Genomic DNA, 20,942 nt, shown 5'->3' on the forward strand with positions numbered 1-20,942 from the left:
TTAAATGAAAATTACTCAATTAATCAATCAGCCTTTTATCCATTCTGATATTGCAAAGAGCTTTTCTGATCGTTTGTTTGTGCAGGCCATGTTAGATTTTGAACTGGCCATCATAGCAGTCAGAGAGCATCATAGCCTTATTCCTTCAGGCATTCTACAGCAAACTAAAGAAGCGTTAGCGATAGATTTGTTTGATATTGATAAGATTGGGGCGCAAACTTACCTTGGTGGCAACGCGGCTATTCCTTTCATAGCACAAGCCAAAGCCTTATTACCTCAAGAAATAAAACCGTATTTTCATCAGACCGTTACCAGTCAAGATGTCATTGATACAGCGATGATGATGATGCTCAAGCCAGCTCTAAAACTTATCAATAATGACTTGTTTGATGTGCTTCAAGCTTGCGCTATATTAATTGAGAGTCATCGTACAACACCGATGGCAGGTAGAACATTGTTGCAACAAGCTTTACCGATTACTTTTGGAGTAAAGGCCTCGCAATGGGCAGCATCGCTAATCGCTGTTATGCAAAATTTAACGCAATTAGAGCATTCTCGCTTTTATTTACAATGGGGTGGTCCTGTTGGAGTTAGTAATGAAGAGAATGAACGTTATGAGTTGCCTCAGCAGGTGGCGACATTACTCGGACTATCGTTGCCATTGCTGCCTTGGCATACGAATAGACAACCTATTCACGCGCTCGCTTCTGGATTGGATGCTTGTGCTGGCGCTATGGAAAATATCGTTGAAGATATAGCCTTGATGTGTCAGTCTGAATTGGGAGAGTTGGCTGAACCTACTATTGAAGGGATGGGCGGCTCATCATCGATGCCGCATAAACGTAACCCTGTGTTGTGTGCTTTAATTAAGACCGCTACGTTAAGAATGCACGGGCATCTAAGTGTGATTAGCAACACAACCGCTCAGCCTTTTGAGCGTGCGTTGGGCCAGTGGCATGCGAGCTGGATGCCTTTAATGGAAGGCGTCGCTTTGGTCGCTGGTGCCGCAGATTATCTAAAGACTTTATTACAAGGGTTGCAAGTGTATCCCGAGCGCATGGCGGCCAATCTTGATTTAAATAGTGATGCGTATCTCGTTGAACCTTTAAAACGTCATTTTCTAGACCGTCAAGAGCGAATCTATCCTTTAATAGAACAAGCTAGCCAGCAAGCACATAGAGAGCATAAAGGCTTTGTGCAAACTTTCTTTGAGATAACAACAGAGTTTGAGTTCACAACAGAGTTATTGGTAGATGATAGCGATAATGACTCAAATGAGCTTGCAATACTTCTATCTCCTTTGACTTACTGCGGTGCAGCAGATAGACAATGTCAGCTCACATTACGAGCAATCGAAACAATAGTTTTAAATTCATCCAGCAAAAACAAATAACCACATTGACAGAAGCTTAGAAAAGGGTTACGTTAATTCACTATACGAACAAGAATTCTTATATAGAACAAATTATAAAGATTTTATTAGGATTATTTTAGACCATCAAAAAAAGGAATTTATGATGAAGAAAACCCTCCCTACTAGTATGGCGTTTAGTATGGCATTGGCAGCCTTAATTGGTTTTACTGGCTGCTCACAATCAAACGATACCGCTAATGATGCGGCTAACGGCGATGCTGCAAGTTCTAAAGAGACGACGACATTACGTTTCGCGCATTTTTGGCCAGCGACTTCAGCGACGCATACCGATGTTTTTGAGCCTTGGGCAAAAAAGGTTGAAGAAGAGTCAAATGGACGATTGAAAGTTGAAATCTTTCCTTCTGCAACACTCACCAAGGCTGATGCTGCCTATGACGCAGCTGCTAAAGGCACTGTCGATATCGGATCTCAACTTCAAGGTTATACCAACGGCCGCTTCCCATTAACTCAAATCACAGAGCTTCCCGGTCTCTCCAATTCAGCCACTCAAATGAACTGCATGCTCCAGACATTGTATGATGATGGGGTGATTTCGAGCGAATATGAAGATACGCATTTGCTATTTATGATGGGTACTGGTCCTGGAGGCATTCATACTATTGATAAGCCTATTCGCAAACCAGAGGATTTAAAAGGTTTACGTATTCGTCGTCCTTCAGCCATCGCGGGTGACATTATTGAAGCGGCAGGAGGAACGCCTGTCGGCTTACCAGCTCCTGATCTTTATACTTCGCTGCAACGCGGTGTACTGGACGGCTTAAGTCTGCCATGGGATGCGACTGGCTCATTTAAACTTATCGAGCTTGTAAACACCCATACCAATATGCCTTTTTATAGTTCCGCTATTATGGTTACTATGAATAAAGACAAGTATGAAAGCCTGCCTGATGATCTCAAAAAAATCATCGATGACAATTCTGGTAAGGCGATGGCTGCTATTGCCGGTGAAGTGTTTGACGGTGAGGACGCCAAATTTATGGCTGAGGCAAAAGCCAAAGGCGACGTTATGATAGACATTCCTGATCCATTGAATGATCCTGCATGGAAAGCACCGTTAGAAGCAGGGACGCAAAAGTACTTAAAAGACACTGAAGCGCTGGGATTAGATGCTCAAACAGTCTATCAAAAAGCAAAAGAAGCCAGTGCGGCTTGTCAGTCTTAATTCGTACGCTAACATTGCCTCTTACAGATGATATGTTTTGTGATTTATAAATATTGTGATTTCAATTTTGAACTATGCTAATTATATAGTTAATGGTAATGATTTCTAATTTATCTACAAGGAAGAGATAAAGATGTTTATTAAAATTAAAAGAAGCGCCATCCCTTTATCTGTAGTAATGGCATTGAGTATGTCAGGTTGCTCCAATCAATCTGAGCAGGATGTCGATACTAATTCAGCCGCAAAAGATGTAACGACGCAGGAAGTTACGACACTAAGGTTCTCACACTTTTGGCCATCTACAGCAGCTTTGCATACCGATGTTTTTGAGCCTTGGGCAAAACAGATTGAAGCCGACTCAGACGGCAGAATTAAAGTTGAGATTTACCCCTCAGCCACTCTAAGTAAACCTGATATCACTTATGATTCGACTGCTAAGGGTACTGTTGATATAGGGGCGCAAGTTCAGGGCTATATCAGTGGCCGTTTTCCATTGACTGAGATTACCCAGCTACCCGGTCTTTCAAGCTCAGGTGCTCAATTAAGCTGTATGCTACAAACCTTGTATAATGATGATGTGATAGCAAGTGAGTATGAGGATACCCATCCGCTATTTATGATGGCTTCAGGACCTGGCGTTTTTCATACTATTGATAAACCTATTCGCAAACCAGAAGACCTCAAAGGCATGCGTATTCGCCGCCCGTTAGAGATAGCGGCTAATATTATCGAAGCGGCAGGAGGTACCCCTGTTGGTATGCCAGCATCTGATCAATATACTTCCTTGCAACGCGGTGTAATAGATGGAGTGAGCACGCCTTGGGATGCGGCAGGCGCCTTTAAGTTAGCGGAATTGACTAATACGCATACGACCATGCCTTTATACAGCTCAGCATTATTAGTGACCATGAATAAAGATAAGTATGAGAGCTTGCCTGATGATCTCAAAAAAGTCATCGATGACAATTCAGGTATGGATATGGCAAAGATTGCTGGCGGTTTATTCGATAGTGAAGATGTTAGAGTTAAAGCTGAGTCCAAAGCTCGCGGCGATACGATGATAGAGATTCCTGACCCATTAAATGACCCTGCTTGGAGCGGTATACTTAAGACAGAAATTGAAAAATATCTTAATGATGTGGAAGCGCTTGGATTAGATGCACAAGGCGTTTATAAAAAAGCCCAAGAAGCTGGCGTTGCTTGTAAATCTTAGCTTATAGATAGATGTTGCACCAGAGTAAACTGTGCATATTAGATAATAAGTGCTAAGTAATCATACTTTTAATTTATCTACAAGGAAGAGATAAATATGTCTATCAGAGTTAAAGCGAGTGTTCTGCCATTATTAATAACAGTAGCAATGGGCATGTCAGCTTGTTCCCAGTCTGGACAAACTGAGCAACCTGAACAAGTTACGAATACGAAATCTTCAGCAGCGGATGCTACGATTTTACGATTCTCACATTTTTGGCCGGCAACTTCTGCCATGCAGACTGAAGTGTTTGAGCCATGGGCTAAAAAGCTTGAGACAGAGTCAAATGGTCTGCTAAAAGTTGAGATTTATCCTTCAGCCACCTTAAGTAAGCCCGATGTGACTTACGATTCTGCTGCTAAAGGTACTATTGATATCGGAGCACAAGCTCACGGATATACTGCTGGACGTTTTCCATTAACTCAAATCGCAGAATTACCAGGCTTATCCAATTCAGCTGTGCAAATGAGCTGTATGCTACAAACTCTGTATGATAATGGCACTATTGCTAGCGAATACGAAGATACTCATCTATTGTTTTTGATGGGTGCAGGCCCTTCGGCTCTACATACCGTTGATAAAGTTATTCGCGTGCCAGAAGATATGAAAGGGATGCGTATACGCCGTCCTTCAGCAATTGCAGGGGATATTATTGAAGCTTCCGGCGGCTCTCCGGTAGGCTTGCCTGCTCCTGATATTTATACATCGTTACAACGAGGAGTGATTGATGGGCTAAGCTTCCCTTGGCAGCCTACTGGTGATTTTAGAATTACAGAATTAACAAATGCCCATACTAATATCCCATTTTACAACTCAGCATTATTAGTCACGATGAATAAAGATAGGTATGAAGCTTTGTCTGATGATTTGAAGAAAATAATCGACGACAATTCAGGTAGAGTGATGGCCGACATCGCAGGCGAGATGACTGATAGAGAAGACTCCAAGTTTATGGAAGAGGCTCGTGCAAAAGGAGATGTGATGGTCGATATACCTGATCCACTTAACGATCCTGATTGGAAAGGCCCTTTGACAGAGGGTACACAGAAGTATCTTAGTGACGTTAGAGCTTTAGGTTTAGATGCTGATAGTGTCTATGAAAAAGTTAAAGTCGCCAGTGCTGCCTGTAAAGTGTAGTTTTTATAAAGAATAGGTTTTTACAAATGCATACGTTTTACAAATGCGTAGGTCATTTAGAAAAACCTGCTCTAAAGATATATAGTCGATACTAAATAAATTGGATACGTTATTTGATAACGCGAAACTGGCATAAATTTTCCTTGCTTGCTGTACTGGCATAAATTTTCCTTGCTTGCTGTGCCTACGCAGACAGAGGCTGCGCAAAATTTATCTCATTAGCGTTGTATTTGTTTATCGCGAATCAACTATGTTAATTTTAGAATTGGTAAATTTATTAAATTAACGTTTTCAGTTTTCAGTTGATGTAGTAAAACTCAATCTTAATAATTTTTAAGGGATTAAAAATGGTTAATAGCGTTCACCCCACAGGACTTTTTGATAATAGTGCAAAAGATTATCAGCATATTACTGCCCATCCTTTAGCGTCAGCTATGGGAGCAGAAATCAGAGGCGTAGATTTAAGCAATGTCAGTAATGATACTATGGCTGAAATCGAAGATGCTCTCTATCGACATAAAATGATTTTTTTTAGAGATCAGGAAATATCTTTTACTGATCATGAAAACTTAATCCTTCAGCTTGGCGAGTTCGGAACGGATGCTTATACGACTGGAGTTCCTGGTCATCCAAATATTCAACCACTCATTAAAGAAGCGAGTGTCGCCACCAAAAGCGTGTTTGGCAGTGGCTGGCACGTGGATTCAGCTTTTTTAGAATGCCCACCTTCTATTGCTATTAATTATGGTGTAGATATACCGCCATATGGTGGCGATACGATGTTCGCCAATGCTGTATTGGCTTATAACTCTTTAAGCCCAGCGATGCAGGAGATGATAGCGCCGCTAAAAGTATGGATGAGTGGTAAAAACGTCCTTGCCAATATGCAAGCAGAAAAGCAATCTCAAGAATCAGGAAAAGTAGGAGCTATCGGTAATATCGAGCTTGATTTAAATACCCAGCAGATGCTAGAAGGCTTTTATCATCCAATGGTCAGAACCCATCCTGTCTCAGGTGAGAAGTCACTGTATGTCGACAAGATTTATGCTTGCGGGATAGAAGGCATGACGGACGATGAGGCGCGACCTTTGCTTGATTTTTTATCGAGCCTTGCCACTCAAGAGTCTTTTACCTGCCGATTAAGATGGGAAAATAATACCGTTATTATGTGGGATAACAGGATTTGCTTGCATCAAGCGTTTAACGACTATGATGGTTATAGACGTGAGATGTATCGTGCGATTGTCATGGGCGAGAGACCAGTATAATAGAATTATAGTAATAGGATTGTATTATGGAAGATATTTTTGCATCTACAGTAACCCCGCCAGGCTATAGTGACGTTGAGTGGCAAGCTCGAGTCGACTTGGCGCTGTGTTATAGAATGGTTGATTACTACGGCTGGACGACTCAAGTCTATAATCATATCTCCTATAGGATACCCGGCACCGAGCATTTACTCATCAATGCTTTTGGACTCTTATATAGTGAAATAAAACCTTCAAATTTAGTAAAAATCGACTTTGATGGTAATAAGGTCGACGACTCGCCTTATCCTATCAATCAAGCAGGCAATGTGATTCATACTGCTCTTCATAAGGGTAGGCCAGATGTACACTGCGTCATGCATACTCATAATACTGATATCCAAGCGGTCAGCGCTTTAAAGTGCGGATTTATTCCTTTATACCAAGAAGCGTTTATGTTCTACGATCGCATTGGATATCATAATTTTGAAGGTATTGTATTAGATGAGAGCGAACAGCAACGATTGATAGCTTCACTTGGACCGACCAATCATACTTTAATGCTGAATAATCATGGGGTTATCACGACTGGCCCTGACGTATCTTGGGCTTTTATGAGGATGTATCAAATCATCCAAGGCTGTCAAGTGCAGCTCAAGGCTATGGCGTCAGGAGGAGAGTTGATTAAAGTAAGTGATGATGCGATGAGAAAAACAAGAGAGCAATTTGAAGGTGGTGATGCTCAAGCTGGTGCCGAAGTGAGACTGCCTGAATGGCCCGCTTACTATCGCTTAATGAATAGATTGGATCCAAATTGGGATAAGTAATCGCTCTTTGAAAGTTACACGCGCAGGAGAACAAGCATGGCATTTTTTGCAACCGACGTACATCTTATTGCTTATCAAGATAGTGGTGAGGCTTATCTACCAGCATTATTCATGGCGCATCCACTAGGGATGAGTCGTGACGTTTGGGATAAGATCTGTGACCAATTACATGGGTATTATCGTTGTATCCGCTGGGACTTACCGGGGCACGGTAGTAGTGGGGTCGCAGCAGATGGTGTCTCAGCAGAAATGCTGGCTCACGATGTACTTGCCTTAGCCGATACTCTAGAGATTGAGAGCTTTAATTTTATCGGTACGTCGATTGGCGGTGTCATCGGTCAAAGCTTATGTCAGATAGCGCCTGAGCGTTTAGAGCAAATGTGGCTTACCAATACTGGAGCTGTAATCGGTACCAAAGCAGCATGGGCAGAACGCGCTGAAAATGTCCGTCATTTAGGCTTAGCTGAGATGGCTGAAGGCATTGTGCAGCGTTGGTTTTCACCGACTTTTGTTAAACAGAACCCTGAGACATTACAAGGCTGGCAAGTACAATTGTCACGCAGCGATGATGAGAGCTATGCCAAGCTTTGTGAAGCTTTAGCACAAGTCGATAACCGCGACAAACTAGCAAGCTATGCTAGAAACGTTGCCTTACTTGCTGGATCGGACGATGTGTCTACACCTCCTGCTACTTTAGAAGCATTGCAGTCAGCTTTTTCTGATGCACACTTGACCGTATTTGCAGGAGTGGGTCATGTCCCATCGATTGAAACACCGAATCAGTTGGTGGACTATATTCAAACGAATGCTGCTCGTGCGACTGTCGGTCAAGCAGGTATCAGCTATGAGCAAGGGCTTGTACAGCGTAAGCGGATTCTTGGTGACGCGCATGTTGAAAAAGCGTCTAAAAACGCGACAACATTAGACAGTCCGTTCCAGCAGTTTATTACTCGTAATGCTTGGGGCGAGCTATGGGGAGATCCTAGTTTGACCTTCCAGCAGCGCAGTATGATTACGACCGCTATATTGGCAGCACTGGGGCGTGATGGTGAGTTAGGATTGCATTTGCGCACCGCGCAGCGTTTGGGCATCAACGAAGCTCAGCTGCGTCAAGTACTGATGCATGTGTCTATCTATGCTGGGGTGCCAGCGGCCAATCATGCATTTTCTTTAGCTAAGGAGAATGGCTGGGGTGATGCAATTTCTTAATATTAAAGTATTGAATGCTCTAAGCCTTTTATAAAAATGGAGATACTCCTAATGAATCAGAACATCAGCAAAATGAGTCAAAATTATCCTTATTTTGTCGCTCGTGATCGTGCGTGGCAACCTGCACAGTATACGCCGGGTTATAAAACTTCAGTTTCTCGTTCACCGCGTCAAGCATTAGTCAGTATTCAAAATGCTAGCCCTTCAGAGCGCAGTGGCCCTGTCTTTCATAATTTAGACATGGGCCAACATGATAATGATTTATTGATGAACTTTCGCACTGAAGGCTCGCAGGCAGGTTTACCTATTGGTGAGCGCATTGTGGTGCATGGCCGTGTGATTGATCAGTTTGGCAAACCAGTCCCCAATACACTAGTTGAGATGTGGCAAGCCAATGCTGGGGGCCGTTATCGTCATAAAAAAGACAGCTATCTTGCGCCTCTTGATCCAAACTTCGGTGGGGTCGGTCGTTGTATGACGGATGCTGATGGTCGTTATCGTTTTCGCACCGTGCGCCCAGGTCCTTATCCTTGGCCAAATGGTATTAATACGTGGCGTCCTGCGCATATTCACGTCTCAGTCATGGGCCCCTCGATCTCAACACGTTTAATCACCCAGATGTACTTTGAAGGTGATCCACTGGTTCCGCTGTGTCCAATCGTGCAGGTATTAAAAGATCCAGAAGCGGTTGAAACGATGATTGCTCGCTTAGATATGTCTATGAGCAAACCCATGGATTATTTAGCATATCGTTTCGATGTGGTCGTTCGCGGCGCATTACAAACCTATTTTGAGGAGTAAAACATGTATAGCCAATACAAATTACAAGACGAGACGGGTCTATTACGCGAAACAGCCTCACAAACGGCAGGGCCTTTTGTCCATATCGGTTTAGCATTGGAAATAGCTGGCTTTGAGTCAAGATCAGATGAAATATGGCAGGATTTGGCTAAGGAAAATGCCGAAGGTGAGCATATTGAACTGGTCGGCTCTGTCTATGACGGCAATGATGACTTAGTCCACGATGCCTTAATTGAGATTTGGCAAGCCGATAGTCACGGTAACTATATTGCTGATTTCGATAATAAAAAACCCTTTAGCGGTTTTGGTCGTAGTGCCTGCGCAATGGATGGTGACTTTTATTTTAAGACGATTAAACCTGGGCAAGTAGATTTTGATGGTAAATCAATGGCGCCTCATATCAATATTGTCATCTTTGCACGTGGTATCAATCTTCATTTGCAAACTAGAGCGTACTTTGATGATGAGCAGGACGCCAATGAAAATTGCCCAGTCTTAAATAAAGTTCCGTCACCCGTGCGCCGTAAAACATTGATAGCAGTAAAAGAAGCAGGTGCTGGAAAACCGCGATATCGGTTTGATATACGCTTACAAGGTGACGATGAAACGGTCTTTTTTGACTTTTAATTTGACTCTTAACATTGGGGTGGCATAGAACTCTAAACGGACTTTATTAAATATAGAGAGGGATTTCATGACTAAGACTCAGGCAACTTCAAATGCACAAGTAACGACCAAAACCCAAGTTGCCATCATTGGTGCAGGTCCATCTGGCTTATTACTCGGACAGTTATTAACCAAAGCTGGTATCGACAATATTATTTTAGAACGCCAGACAGGTGAGTATGTGTTAGGCCGGATTCGTGCTGGTGTATTAGAGCAAGGCACGGCAGACTTAATCCGTGAAGCGGGTGCTGGCACGCGTATGGATGAAGAGGGCTTAATTCATACTCACACAGACTTTAGTTTTCAAGGTGAGCATTATCAGTTAGACCTCGAAAAATACAGCGGTGGCAAACATGTGATTGTGTATGGTCAAACAGAAGTTACTCGCGATTTGATGGCTGAACGTGAAAAAGCGGGCGCTATTACAGTGTATCAAGCGGATAACGTCAAGCTACACGATATTGAATCAGACAGCCCTTATGTGACTTACCAGCATAAAGATGAAATATTTCGTATAGATTGCGATTATATTGCTGGGTGTGATGGCTTTCACGGAGTTTCACGCAAATCTATTCCTGCTAATAAATTAGAGGAATACGAAAAAACCTATCCATTTGGTTGGTTGGGTTTGATGAGTGATACGCCGCCAGTCAATGACGAATTGGTTTATTGCGCCCATGAGCGCGGCTTTGCACTGTGTTCAATGCGTTCCCCAACCAGAAGTCGTTATTATATCCAAGTACCTGATACGGATAAAATCGAGAACTGGAATGAAGAAAAATTCTGGGAGGAGTTAAAGCGCCGTATACCACCAGAAATGGCTGAGCGCTTAGTTACTGGCCCAGCATTAGAGATGAGTATCGCTCCATTGCGCTCTTACGTATGTGAAACCATGCAATATGGCAAAGTGTTTCTGTTGGGAGATGCCGCGCACATCGTACCTCCGACCGGTGCGAAAGGCTTGAACCTTGCTGCCAGTGATGTAGAAACCGCGTTCCGTCTGTTTGTAAAAATCTACGAAGAGGGGCGTACTGATCTGATTCCACGCTATCAAGAGATATGCTTGGCACGGGTCTGGAAAGCAGTGCGTTTCTCATGGTGGATGACTATGTTATTGCATCGCTTTCAAAGTGCAGGCCGTTTTGATTTCCGTGTACAGCAGGCTGAGTTTGACTACTTTATTAACTCAGAAGCTGGCAAGACGACCATTGCGGAGAATTATGTGGGCTTGCCATGTGAGGCATTGGAATAGTAGATAAATACTGAATTATAATTAAAACGAAAAGGCCTTTAATGCTATGTTTATTATAGTATTAAAGGCCTTTTTGTTATTTAAAAACTCATATGTTTTCTCAAGATCTTATAACACATAACTGCTACGATTGAGTACAGCGGTTGTGCTACGGTTAAACGTAATCATTCAATATATTCAAATAAAGTAATGGTGTTCTTTTCACTCTAATGGACTAGATAATAATATGAATATTAATTTCCCTGACCTCGAAAAGCTGATAAAGATAGCTGAACGCTCTAACATAAATTCCTTAGAAATAACGGATGGTGACGCGCGTATCTCTATAATATGCCGATCTGATGGCAACGAGGGTATCAGTGATAACAACAATAACAACAATAACAACAATAACAACAAGCGCGATCTTGCTAGCACCTCCGGCTCAAAACAGCGAGCGAATATAAGCGCTGAGAGTAATCAAAACGATGTTGATAATAACGATGCAATTCTCAATGAAAAAGAGGCAAGTGAAGATACCCAAAAACAAGTAACAGCACCCATGCTAGGTACTTTTTATCGACGCTCAGATCCTACTGCTGACGAGTTTGTTAAAGTAGGGGATAAAGTGGATAAGGGACAGACGCTATGTATTATTGAGGCTATGAAAATGATGCACGAGGTCAAAGCCGAGTTTCCATGCACTATCAAAGAGACATTAGTGGATGAAGGTGAGGTCGTAGAATATGGACAACCCTTGCTTGTCATTGAACCTGCCAGCTAAGATTAGCTTAGATTGCTCACTTATTGTAATTTTAAGAAGACCAGCTTAGGAAGACCGACATGTTCTCAAAAATCTTAATTGCTAACCGTGGCGAGATTGCCTTACGCATTGTTCGAGCTTGTAAACAGTTGGGTATACAATCAGTCATAGCCCATTCGGAGTCGGATAGAGACTCGCTACCAGTACGTTTAGCTGATGAGAGAATATGTATTGGCCCTGCTAATGCGACACACAGCTATCTTAACCAAAGAGCGATTGTTTCCGCGGCAAAAATGACCAACGCCGACGCCATCCACCCAGGCTATGGGTTTTTATCCGAAAATGCAGAATTTGCGGATTTAATTGAAAAGTCTGGTCTCGTTTTTATCGGGCCGACCGCAGATAATATCAGACAAATGGGAGACAAGGTCGCTGCCAAAAAACAGATGATTGCCGCGAGTGTGCCTTGTGTACCTGGCTCCGAAGGTGCTTTGCCCGCAGATAGCGCTCAGATAATCAAGATTGCAAGTGATGTTGGCTATCCTGTCATTATCAAAGCTGCGAGTGGTGGCGGTGGCCGCGGTATGCGAGTCGTGGAACAAGAGGTTGATTTATTATCCGCTATTTCTATGACGCAGACAGAAGCTAAAGCCAATTTTGGTAGTGCTATCGTTTATCTTGAAAAATATCTACAAGCCCCGCGCCATATCGAAATCCAAGTGCTGTCTGATACCCACGGCAATGCTATCTATCTAGGTGAGCGCGATTGCTCTATGCAGCGCCGCCACCAAAAAGTAATAGAGGAAGCGCCAGCACCAGGTATTACGGATGAACAAAGACAGCGGATAGGTCAAGCTTGCGCGACTGCCTGCCAGCAAATGAAATATAGAGGGGCGGGCACGTTTGAGTTTTTATATGAAAATGGTGAGTTCTTTTTTATCGAGATGAATACTCGCATTCAGGTTGAGCATCCTATTACCGAGATGGTCACTGGGGTCGATATCGTTCAAGAACAAATACGAGTAGCCGCAGGGCTCAAGCTTGCGCATAAACAAAGTGATATTGTTATCACTGGACACGCTTTTGAGTGCCGTATTAATGCTGAAAATCCGGATACCTTTCTGCCTAATGCAGGCCGTATAGACTACTGTCATATGCCGGCAGGGCTTGGTATTCGAGTTGATAGCCATATCGAATCAAACTATATCGTTCCGCCCTCTTATGACAGTTTGATAGCGAAAATATGCGTGCATGACCATTCAAGGGAAGCGGCGATTAAGAAGATGCAAGCAGCCTTATCAGAAGCGCAAATTACAGGCATTGATACCAATATTAGCCTTCACGAGCGACTGTTTAAAGATGAAGCGTTTTGTCAGGGTCAAGTAAGTATTCATTATCTGACCGAATGGATAAAAGAGAATATCTAAGTTAAGTTTTAATATCTAAAAATAGATCTGAAGCCGACATGAAAGACAAAGATAACGGAGCGTGTGCTAATGGAATTACAATGGCAGCTATGCAGTGAGACCAATCTAACTTTGTTTTTTCCTAAACCTATAACGTTAGAGAAGCAGCAACAGTGCTGGGCGCTCGCCGACAGCATACAGCAAATGCCAGAAGTCTTAGAAGTCGTCATCGGCATGAACACGCTAAGTGTATTTACCGTCTCCTTAACATGGGTCGAGCTTGAAACGCTTAAAGATAACCTATCAGCTCTGCTTGATGACATTCCTTCAAAAACCATAAACGGTAAGCATGTTGAAATCCCCGTACATTATGGCGGCAAATATGGCCCTGATTTAAAAACACTGGCCACTGAATTGGGTCTCTCTGTTGAAACGGTTGTTAATTTACACACCGAGGCGACTTATACGGTTTATTTCATTGGTTTTCAGCCCGGATTTCCTTATCTTGGCGGCTTATCTGAATCCTTATATTTTCCAAGACATGCGACACCCAGAACGAAAGTGCCTGCAGGTTCGGTCGGTATTGGGGGTGAACAAACCGGTGTCTATCCCTTTGAATCTCCAGGTGGTTGGCAGCTATTAGGCCAAACTGATATACCTTTATTTGATTTAACAAAAGCGTCTCCTACTTTGCTTAACGCAGGCGATACCCTGAAATTTACCGCTATTGATATTTATGAATAAAACACCTTTAAATCAGGTATCTGCTAATACCAATAAATAAGGGCTATCAATGAAGATTTTAACCACTAGTGCGCTTGCTAGCATCCAAGACTCGGGACGATTCGGCTACCGAAGCATGGGCGTGGATAGAAGCGGGGTAATGGATAGCTGGGCTTTGCAAGCGGGAAATGCGTTGCTAAAGAATGATCTTAACGAGCCTGCTATTGAAATAGCTGTCGGTAGTCTCACGATACAGTTTGAAGAAGACGTCAGTTTTTGCTTAACGGGTGCGCTGTACGAGGCATATATAGATGATAAACGCATTCCTTGCTATTGGCGTATTAATGCACAGGCGGGGCAAACGCTCAAACTACTGCGTCCATTACAAGGTATGTATAGCTATCTGTGTGTACATGGCGGTTTTGATATCGAACCGGTACTGCAATCGTCCAGCACCAATCTAAAAGCCAGTTTTGGCGGTTTTAAAGGTAGATATCTTAAAGCAGATGACATTCTAAAAGTTAGAATAGCCTCAAGCTTACCCGTTATAGGGGTGGCTCGCCTTGAGCCAACCAATATGATTAGAGTGATAAAAAACAGTGAGTACGAGTATTTTACCTCTGCCTCAAAAGCAGCGTTTGAATCACAGCAATGGCAACTACAAAGCAGTAGCAACCGTATGGGTTATCGCTTGGATGGTACCGCACTTGAGTTTAATGAAGCTACGCAAATGAGCTCGCACGGTGTCGATATCGGCATGATTCAAGTACCGCCACAAGGACAGCCGATTGTTCTGATGGCTGATGCGCAAACGACGGGTGGCTATCCTAAGATTGCGACGGTGATTAACGCTGATATAGGGTTAATGGCGCAAATTCGGTTTGGTAAAACTTGTCAATTTGTCGTCGTAGAGGTAGAGCAAGCATTACATGAACAGCAAAAAAGACAACACTATATCGAGCAAATTAAGGAGTACGCCCATGAAAGTTGATTTAAATGCCGACGTTGCTGAAGGCTGCGGACAAGACGATAAACTATTGACCATAATAAGCTCGGCTAACGTGTGCTGTGGTTTACACGCCGGTTCTTATGCCGAGATGCTAAAGACATTACAGTTGGCAAAGAAAAATAACGTCAGGGTAGGGGCTCATCCTAGTCTAGACGATAGAGAGAACTTTGGTCGTACCGATCAAGTTTTGGACGAAGAGGGCTATCGTGCCTTAATGCGGTATCAGTTGGGAGCGACCAAAGCGCTTTGTGACTTGGTTGGTGTGCCTTTAGAGTATGTGAAACCGCATGGCGCTCTATACAACCAAGCCGCTGCCAATGAATCATTAGCAGATATTCTGGTCAGTGAAATTAAGAATTTTGATTCCAATTTAAAAGTGATGGGTTTGTCAGGTGGCTATCTGGTCAAGTCAGCAAAAAATCATGGTCTAGAGGCGATATCTGAAGTATTCGCTGATAGAAACTATGAGAAAGATGGTTCTCTGGTCTCGCGTAGCAAAGACAATGCCCTAATAACGGACACGGATGAAGCGACCAATCATGTCATGCAAATGATTACTGAAGGCTCTGTTACCAGCGTATGCGGTGAAAAGGTGCCGGTAGATGCCCAAAGCGTCTGCTTACATGGCGACGGCGAACATGCCATTCTTTTTGCTCGTGAAATAAAAAAACAGTTAGAACTGAAAGGTATTGAGATATCAGCTTAATATTAGATTAATAATAGTTTGAACGACCTACTCTGTATAAAACAAGGATGTTTATGAGTACCTTAAAAAAACACAATACAGCTATTTTAGGTGCCGCTTTTTTGATGGCAACCTCAGCAGTAGGGCCAGGGTTTTTGACACAAACCGCCACTTTTACCGAAAGCTTGATGGCAAGTTTCGGTTTTGTTATTTTAATCTCTATTGTCATGGATATTGGCGTCCAGCTTAACGTTTGGCGAGTAGTAGCAGTATCCAAAAAGCGCGCGCAGGAAATTGCTAATTTAGTGTTTCCTGGTGTTGGTTATTTGCTCGCTTTTTTGATCATTGCTGGAGGCTTAGCATTTAATATCGGTAATATTGGCGGCGCTGGTCTTGGTATGCAGTCGATGTTCAATATCTCGCCCATTACTGGCGCACTGATCAGTGGGGTAATCGCTGTTGCTATATTTCTAGGCCGCGAAACCGGGCCTATCATGGATAAGTTCACTCAGCTAATGGGTTTTATTTTAATTGTGTTAATTATCTATGTAATGTTTAAGTCTGATCCACCATTAGCCGAAGCAGTTACCAAAACCATTATGCCAGATAAGATTGATGCGGTAGCTATTGTGACTTTAGTGGGCGGTACGGTTGGTGGTTATATTACTTTCTCCGGTGCTCATCGATTGTTAGAAGCAGGCGTAAGCGGGGAAGAAAACCTAGACTCTGTGACCAAAAGCTCGGTCTCTGGTATTTTGATTGCCTCTGTTATTCGCGTCTTTTTATTCCTTGCCGTCTTGGGCGTGGTCTCCAAAGGTATTGCGTTAGACCCATCAAATCCAGCAATGTCGCCTTTTCAGTATATCCTAGGCAATACTGGTAAAGTTGTTTTTGGTATGGTGATTTGGGCGGCCTCTGTCACTTCAGTGATTGGTGCCGCTTATACGTCGGTATCCTTTATGACGAATTTTCATCCCTTCATTGAGAGACACAAGCGCTATTTTATTATTGGTTTTATTGTCATCTCGACATTCGTCTTTGCCACTATCGGCAAGCCAGCTCAGGTACTCGTATTAGTCGGAACGTTAAATGGCTTAGTATTACCTATTGCTATGGTGATTATACTTATTGCCGCTTATAGAAAAAATATCGTTGGCAATTACAAGCACCCTATTTGGATCGCTGTCTTTGGTTGGATAATTGCCATTGCGATGAGTATCCTAAGTGTGATGACTATCGCTCAATATCTCGGCATCAGTTAAGGAGTTTATTATGGATATAGAACAAGTGGCACGGGTGGTTAAACTCGTTGAAAGCAGCCAATTATATAAAGTAACGATTGAAAATAACGGGCAGTCAGTTACAGTAGTGAATAACGTAAACCAGCATGAGATTGCCAGCCCTGTAAAATCAAAGACTATTCAAAATGGCGCAGATAGAAATAGTGTAGACATCGACAGTGCTCTATCGCAGGTGCGCGCGACTCATGTTGGTCAGGTTTATTTAAGTAAAGATGGCGCAACAGATCGTTTAGTTAGCAAAGGTGACCACATCGAAAAAGGTCAAACGATTTGCTTTATTGAAGAGTTGACTCGACTGCTACCTGTGGTCAGTGACAAAGAAGGGGTTGTGAGCGATATATTAGTTGAGGATGGACAAAGTGTCGAATACGGGCAGCCTATTTTAGCTTTGGAAGTGTAAAAAAATTAAAGTGAGAAAATAGTCTTTATTAAGGCTATTTTTTATATGTGGCTTAACTCTTTTTGTTGGGCTGCTTGATAGGAAATATTCTAAGTTATGTAGTACATTTTGAGCTAGGGGATTAAAATCTCTTAAGTTTAAATGTGTGGATTTGACAGTAAGGATCCATCACGGAGGCAGGTAGTATTATGTATAGTTGATATACATAAGTGTCATAGTTTTTACCCTGTTAGTTTTATAAGGTGGATGACGGATTTATCAATAGTATCTAAAACAGGGATGTATGACATCATGGAAAACGAAACGATATCAGATGTAAAAGGAGTGGTAACCCAACAAGAATGGGATATGCGAGTCAACCTTGCCGCTTGCTATCGACTGATTGCCTTATATAGTTGGGATGATTTGGTCTTCACACACATCTCAGCGCGAGTGCCAGATACCGAGGATGAGTTTTTAATCAACCCTTATGGTTTATTATTTGAAGAGATTACTGCCTCAAACCTTGTCAAAGTGAATCAAGCTGGCGAAAAGATATTATCATCAGCCTACGATATCAATCCAGCAGGATTCACCATTCATAGTGCGGTACATGATGCTCGCGCCGATGCTCACTGTGTCATTCATCTACATACCAGTGATGGGGTCGCCGTTTCTACTCAAGTGCAGGGCTTACTGCCTATTTCTCAGCAATCATTATTTCCGTTATCTAACTTGGCCTATCATGATTATGAAGGGATAGCACTAAACCCTGCAGAAAAAGTGCGACTAGTCGATGACCTTGGCGATGCCAACTTTATGATTTTGCGTAATCATGGCCTGCTAACTTGTGCGAGCACCGTTGCCGATGCGTTTTTATTCATGTACATCATGCAAAGAGCGTGCGAAGTACAAATCAAAGCCCAAAGCGGCGGCAGCGAGTTGACACATATACCACCGCAAATACTAGCTGGTATTCAAGCGGCATCAAAAGCAGTCACTAAAGAGGCTAATGGTGATATCGCTTGGCCCGCGTTATTAAGGAAACTACGCCGTACCGATCCATCATTTGAGGAGTAATGATTGATGATCACTCTGAATGAATGGCAGCAGCAGGGACAGCTTGAATCTATCAATGGTCAGCAAATCTTTACTCGACAGGGTGGGGATAAAAGTGCGCCGGTATTATTATTGATTCACGGCTATCCTAGTGCGAGCTGGGATTGGGAAGGTATGTGGGAGGCTCTAACTGAGTGTTATTATGTTATCACCCTCGATATGTTGGGCTTTGGTTTATCGGCTAAGCCCAAAAATGCATGCTATCTTATTACTGAGCAAGCAGATATTTTTCAGAGTTATTTAAATAAGCTAAAGGTCAGCGACTATCATATTTTGGCTCATGATTATGGTGATACAGTCGCTCAAGAGCTGCTGGCAAGACAGGTCAACAGCAATGACGGTAGTGGTAGTCACGAGCCGCGTATTGCTAGTGTCTGTTTTCTAAATGGTGGCTTATTTCCTGAAACTCATAAACCGGTATTAATCCAAAAGTTACTACTATCACCACTAGGACCTTTAGTAGCCAAACTTATCAATAAGCAGAAGTTCGCGGACAATTTACAACGAATATTTGGGCCAGAAACCCCGCCAACTCAAGAGGTGGTTGATACGCTATGGCCGCTACTAAACCATAATAATGGTCTAGCAGTGATGCAGAAATTGATAGATTATATTCCTCAGCGCAAGCAGCATCGTGAACGCTGGGTAGGAGCTGTTATCAATAGTGATGTTCCGATAAAATTAATCGACGGCGCTAAAGATCCTATCTCAGGTCAGCATATGATCTGAGCTATGCTGAAGAAACCGTACAACTAAACTTGGTAAACTAAGCGTATTGACAGGAGTTTACCATGACCAAGAAAGTAAGAACCTACAGTGACGAATTTAAAGCAGAAGCTGTTAAAAAGATAGCAGACAATAACGGTAATGTTTCAGCCACAGCCAAGCAACTTGGCATAGCGATGCAAACGTTATCTAACTGGCAGAACAAAGCCAATCAAGGCAAGCTTATCGGCACAGAACAATATGATCCCGATCTTATGAGTGCTCTTCAAGAAATAAAGCAGCTCAAGCGGCAGCTTAAAGTAGCCGAAGAGGAGCGCGAAATTCTAAAAAAGGCGACGGCGTACTTTGCAAGGCACAGCTAGTCAGGTACGCCTTCATCAAAGATAACCAGCACCTCTTTCGCATCACCACTATGTGCCGCGTGCTAAGTGTTAAGTTATCAAGCTATTACGACTGGCTGGGTCGTGATCTCAGCGACCAACAGATACATCGCAATCAGTGTGAACTACTGGTTAAAGTCGCTCATACTCAGACCAAGCAGTGCTATGGCGTAGATCGACTGCATGCCCACCTAAGAGCGCAAGGGTACGATATCAGCCAATATATGGTTAGAAGCATCAAAGAAGAATACGGCATTAAATGCCGTCGTCACAAGCGCTTTAAAGTCACCACTGACTCCGATCATAACAAGCTGGTTTATCCAAACGTGCTGGATCAGAAGTTTGATGCAAACCGTCCTAATGATGCATGGGTAAGCGATATTACTTATATCTGGACTGCTGAGGGCTGGTTGTATTTGGCAGGCGTTAAAGATTTATATACCAAAGAGCTTGTCGGCTATGCTATCAACAAACGCATGACTGCTGACTTGGTTTGCCGTGCACTCAATATGGCAATCAAAAACAAACGACCTAATAAAGGATTAATTGTGCATTCAGACAGAGGCAGTCAGTACTGTAGCCATGCCTACCACAAAATCATTAAGCAGCATCACTTTATAGGCTCTATGAGTGGTCGTGGCAATTGTTATGACAATGCGCCAATAGAAAGCTTCTGGGGCATATTAAAGAATGAGCTAATATATCATAAGGACTATAAAACACGATTCACAGCCATTACTGACATCATCAAATATATCGAGCTGTATTACAATCAGACTAGGATTCAAAAGGGTTTGGGCTATAAATCGCCAAGACAGGTGTGGTTTGACTTTTATCGTCAGGCTGCGTAACTAAAATCTCCCAAGTTTAGTTCTACGGGATTGACAGCAGGGGTCAATCGATCGTTATCGCGAATTAATTCCCAATGCCGATGTGACTGAAATGCCAGATCTAGGCCACTATCCACAGATTGAGGATGCTGATGCTATTACTGCTGCGTATCTACAATTTAGAGAGCATATTAGCTAAAGAGTTATATAAAAAAAGGGTGCAGAATATAATGAGATGGTATGTAAGACTAGGTTTTGAAGAGAGGTATAATGGCGTCAAATTATAAAGATAATATTGGATATTTTTTATAGTATATTTTCTAGAATTTAAGCAATAAAAACAATAATAGTCTTCAATAGATTGGCTCAGATTAGGCTTGTTATGCATGTTGATTTGGCGCAATATACAATTTGACTTGTATCATTATTCATTATTCATTGCTCAGTAAGGTATGGGCTATAGACCCCACCACTGTTTTTAGTGTCAATCAGGGCGACAAGGCATTACTTATATTTTGTAGCTATTACTCGATTTATCACTCTAATCAAACTATAAACATAGTTACTTTTAATGGGTTATCTTATAAATTATTATGATATCGAATCCATTTACTCGCCTTATCAATGTTTGGATTGCTATTCTTGTTATAGTAT

The 20,942-nt window shown here is 42.5% G+C and carries 20 protein-coding genes; all 20 read left to right on the plus strand.

Annotated elements, in window-relative coordinates:
* Nucleotides 1–4 precede the first annotated feature (4 nt).
* The 20 genes from AK825_RS05525 (at nucleotide 5) to AK825_RS05625 (ending at nucleotide 20,309) form a co-directional block, all read left to right on the plus strand.
* Nucleotides 5–1,393 carry a lyase family protein gene (locus tag AK825_RS05525; RefSeq protein WP_068035241.1) on the plus strand — a complete coding sequence of 463 codons (1,389 nt, stop codon included), beginning with the start codon at nucleotides 5–7 and terminating at the stop codon, nucleotides 1,391–1,393.
* Between the two features lie 148 nt (nucleotides 1,394–1,541).
* A complete protein-coding gene (locus tag AK825_RS05530) occupies nucleotides 1,542–2,597 on the plus strand; it encodes a TRAP transporter substrate-binding protein (protein ID WP_068039079.1) in 1,056 nt (351 codons plus the stop codon).
* A gap of 133 nt (nucleotides 2,598–2,730) precedes the next feature.
* The gene (locus tag AK825_RS05535) at nucleotides 2,731–3,810 is read left to right on the plus strand and encodes a TRAP transporter substrate-binding protein (RefSeq protein ID WP_068035243.1); all 1,080 of its coding nucleotides are present in this window, start codon (nucleotides 2,731–2,733) and stop codon (nucleotides 3,808–3,810) included.
* A gap of 96 nt (nucleotides 3,811–3,906) precedes the next feature.
* On the plus strand, nucleotides 3,907–4,986 hold the full coding sequence (locus tag AK825_RS05540) for a TRAP transporter substrate-binding protein (protein ID WP_068035245.1): 1,080 nt from the start codon (nucleotides 3,907–3,909) through the stop codon (nucleotides 4,984–4,986).
* 347 nt (nucleotides 4,987–5,333) lie between these two features.
* Nucleotides 5,334–6,254, plus strand: a complete 921-nt coding sequence (locus AK825_RS05545) for a TauD/TfdA family dioxygenase (protein WP_068035248.1) — start codon at nucleotides 5,334–5,336, stop codon at nucleotides 6,252–6,254.
* 26 nt (nucleotides 6,255–6,280) lie between these two features.
* Nucleotides 6,281–7,060 carry a class II aldolase/adducin family protein gene (locus tag AK825_RS05550; protein ID WP_068035249.1) on the plus strand — a complete coding sequence of 260 codons (780 nt, stop codon included), beginning with the start codon at nucleotides 6,281–6,283 and terminating at the stop codon, nucleotides 7,058–7,060.
* A 36-nt stretch (nucleotides 7,061–7,096) separates the two neighbouring features.
* Nucleotides 7,097–8,269 (plus strand): alpha/beta fold hydrolase, encoded by a 1,173-nt coding sequence (locus AK825_RS05555; RefSeq protein ID WP_068035250.1) that lies wholly within the window; start codon nucleotides 7,097–7,099, stop codon nucleotides 8,267–8,269.
* Nucleotides 8,270–8,341: 72 nt separating this feature from the next.
* Complete coding sequence (gene pcaH / locus AK825_RS05560) at nucleotides 8,342–9,070, plus strand: protocatechuate 3,4-dioxygenase subunit beta (RefSeq protein ID WP_068039081.1); 729 nt, start codon at nucleotides 8,342–8,344, stop codon at nucleotides 9,068–9,070.
* 3 nt (nucleotides 9,071–9,073) lie between these two features.
* Nucleotides 9,074–9,697 carry a protocatechuate 3,4-dioxygenase subunit alpha gene (gene pcaG / locus AK825_RS05565; RefSeq protein WP_068035252.1) on the plus strand — a complete coding sequence of 208 codons (624 nt, stop codon included), beginning with the start codon at nucleotides 9,074–9,076 and terminating at the stop codon, nucleotides 9,695–9,697.
* Between the two features lie 67 nt (nucleotides 9,698–9,764).
* Nucleotides 9,765–10,988 (plus strand): 4-hydroxybenzoate 3-monooxygenase, encoded by a 1,224-nt coding sequence (pobA, locus tag AK825_RS05570; RefSeq protein ID WP_068035254.1) that lies wholly within the window; start codon nucleotides 9,765–9,767, stop codon nucleotides 10,986–10,988.
* Between the two features lie 226 nt (nucleotides 10,989–11,214).
* Entirely contained in the window at nucleotides 11,215–11,751 is a 537-nt protein-coding gene (gene accB / locus AK825_RS05575) for an acetyl-CoA carboxylase biotin carboxyl carrier protein (RefSeq protein WP_068035257.1), read from the plus strand.
* Between the two features lie 59 nt (nucleotides 11,752–11,810).
* Nucleotides 11,811–13,157 (plus strand): acetyl-CoA carboxylase biotin carboxylase subunit, encoded by a 1,347-nt coding sequence (gene accC, locus AK825_RS05580; RefSeq protein WP_068035259.1) that lies wholly within the window; start codon nucleotides 11,811–11,813, stop codon nucleotides 13,155–13,157.
* A gap of 69 nt (nucleotides 13,158–13,226) precedes the next feature.
* A complete protein-coding gene (gene pxpB / locus AK825_RS05585) occupies nucleotides 13,227–13,880 on the plus strand; it encodes a 5-oxoprolinase subunit PxpB (RefSeq protein ID WP_068035261.1) in 654 nt (217 codons plus the stop codon).
* A 49-nt stretch (nucleotides 13,881–13,929) separates the two neighbouring features.
* On the plus strand, nucleotides 13,930–14,850 hold the full coding sequence (locus tag AK825_RS05590) for a biotin-dependent carboxyltransferase family protein (RefSeq protein WP_068035264.1): 921 nt from the start codon (nucleotides 13,930–13,932) through the stop codon (nucleotides 14,848–14,850).
* Entirely contained in the window at nucleotides 14,840–15,574 is a 735-nt protein-coding gene (pxpA, locus tag AK825_RS05595) for a 5-oxoprolinase subunit PxpA (protein WP_068035266.1), read from the plus strand. The genes AK825_RS05590 and pxpA overlap by 11 nt, the downstream gene beginning before the upstream one ends.
* Before the next feature lie 53 nt (nucleotides 15,575–15,627).
* A complete protein-coding gene (locus AK825_RS05600) occupies nucleotides 15,628–16,815 on the plus strand; it encodes an NRAMP family divalent metal transporter (protein ID WP_068035268.1) in 1,188 nt (395 codons plus the stop codon).
* A 10-nt stretch (nucleotides 16,816–16,825) separates the two neighbouring features.
* Nucleotides 16,826–17,254 (plus strand): biotin/lipoyl-containing protein, encoded by a 429-nt coding sequence (locus AK825_RS05605; RefSeq protein WP_068035270.1) that lies wholly within the window; start codon nucleotides 16,826–16,828, stop codon nucleotides 17,252–17,254.
* 291 nt (nucleotides 17,255–17,545) lie between these two features.
* Nucleotides 17,546–18,313, plus strand: a complete 768-nt coding sequence (locus tag AK825_RS05610) for a class II aldolase/adducin family protein (RefSeq protein WP_082787181.1) — start codon at nucleotides 17,546–17,548, stop codon at nucleotides 18,311–18,313.
* A gap of 6 nt (nucleotides 18,314–18,319) precedes the next feature.
* On the plus strand, nucleotides 18,320–19,081 hold the full coding sequence (locus AK825_RS05615; protein WP_082787182.1) for an alpha/beta hydrolase: 762 nt from the start codon (nucleotides 18,320–18,322) through the stop codon (nucleotides 19,079–19,081).
* 62 nt (nucleotides 19,082–19,143) lie between these two features.
* Nucleotides 19,144–20,309 (plus strand): IS3 family transposase gene (locus AK825_RS05625; RefSeq protein WP_149038736.1). Its coding sequence is split into 2 segments (ribosomal slippage): nucleotides 19,144–19,402 and nucleotides 19,402–20,309, totalling 1,167 coding nucleotides; the frame shifts between segments, so codons are not numbered across the junction.
* The last annotated feature ends 633 nt before the right edge of the window (nucleotides 20,310–20,942 follow it).

The organism is Psychrobacter sp. P11G5, assembly GCF_001593305.1.
Classification (GTDB): Bacteria; Pseudomonadota; Gammaproteobacteria; order Pseudomonadales; family Moraxellaceae; genus Psychrobacter.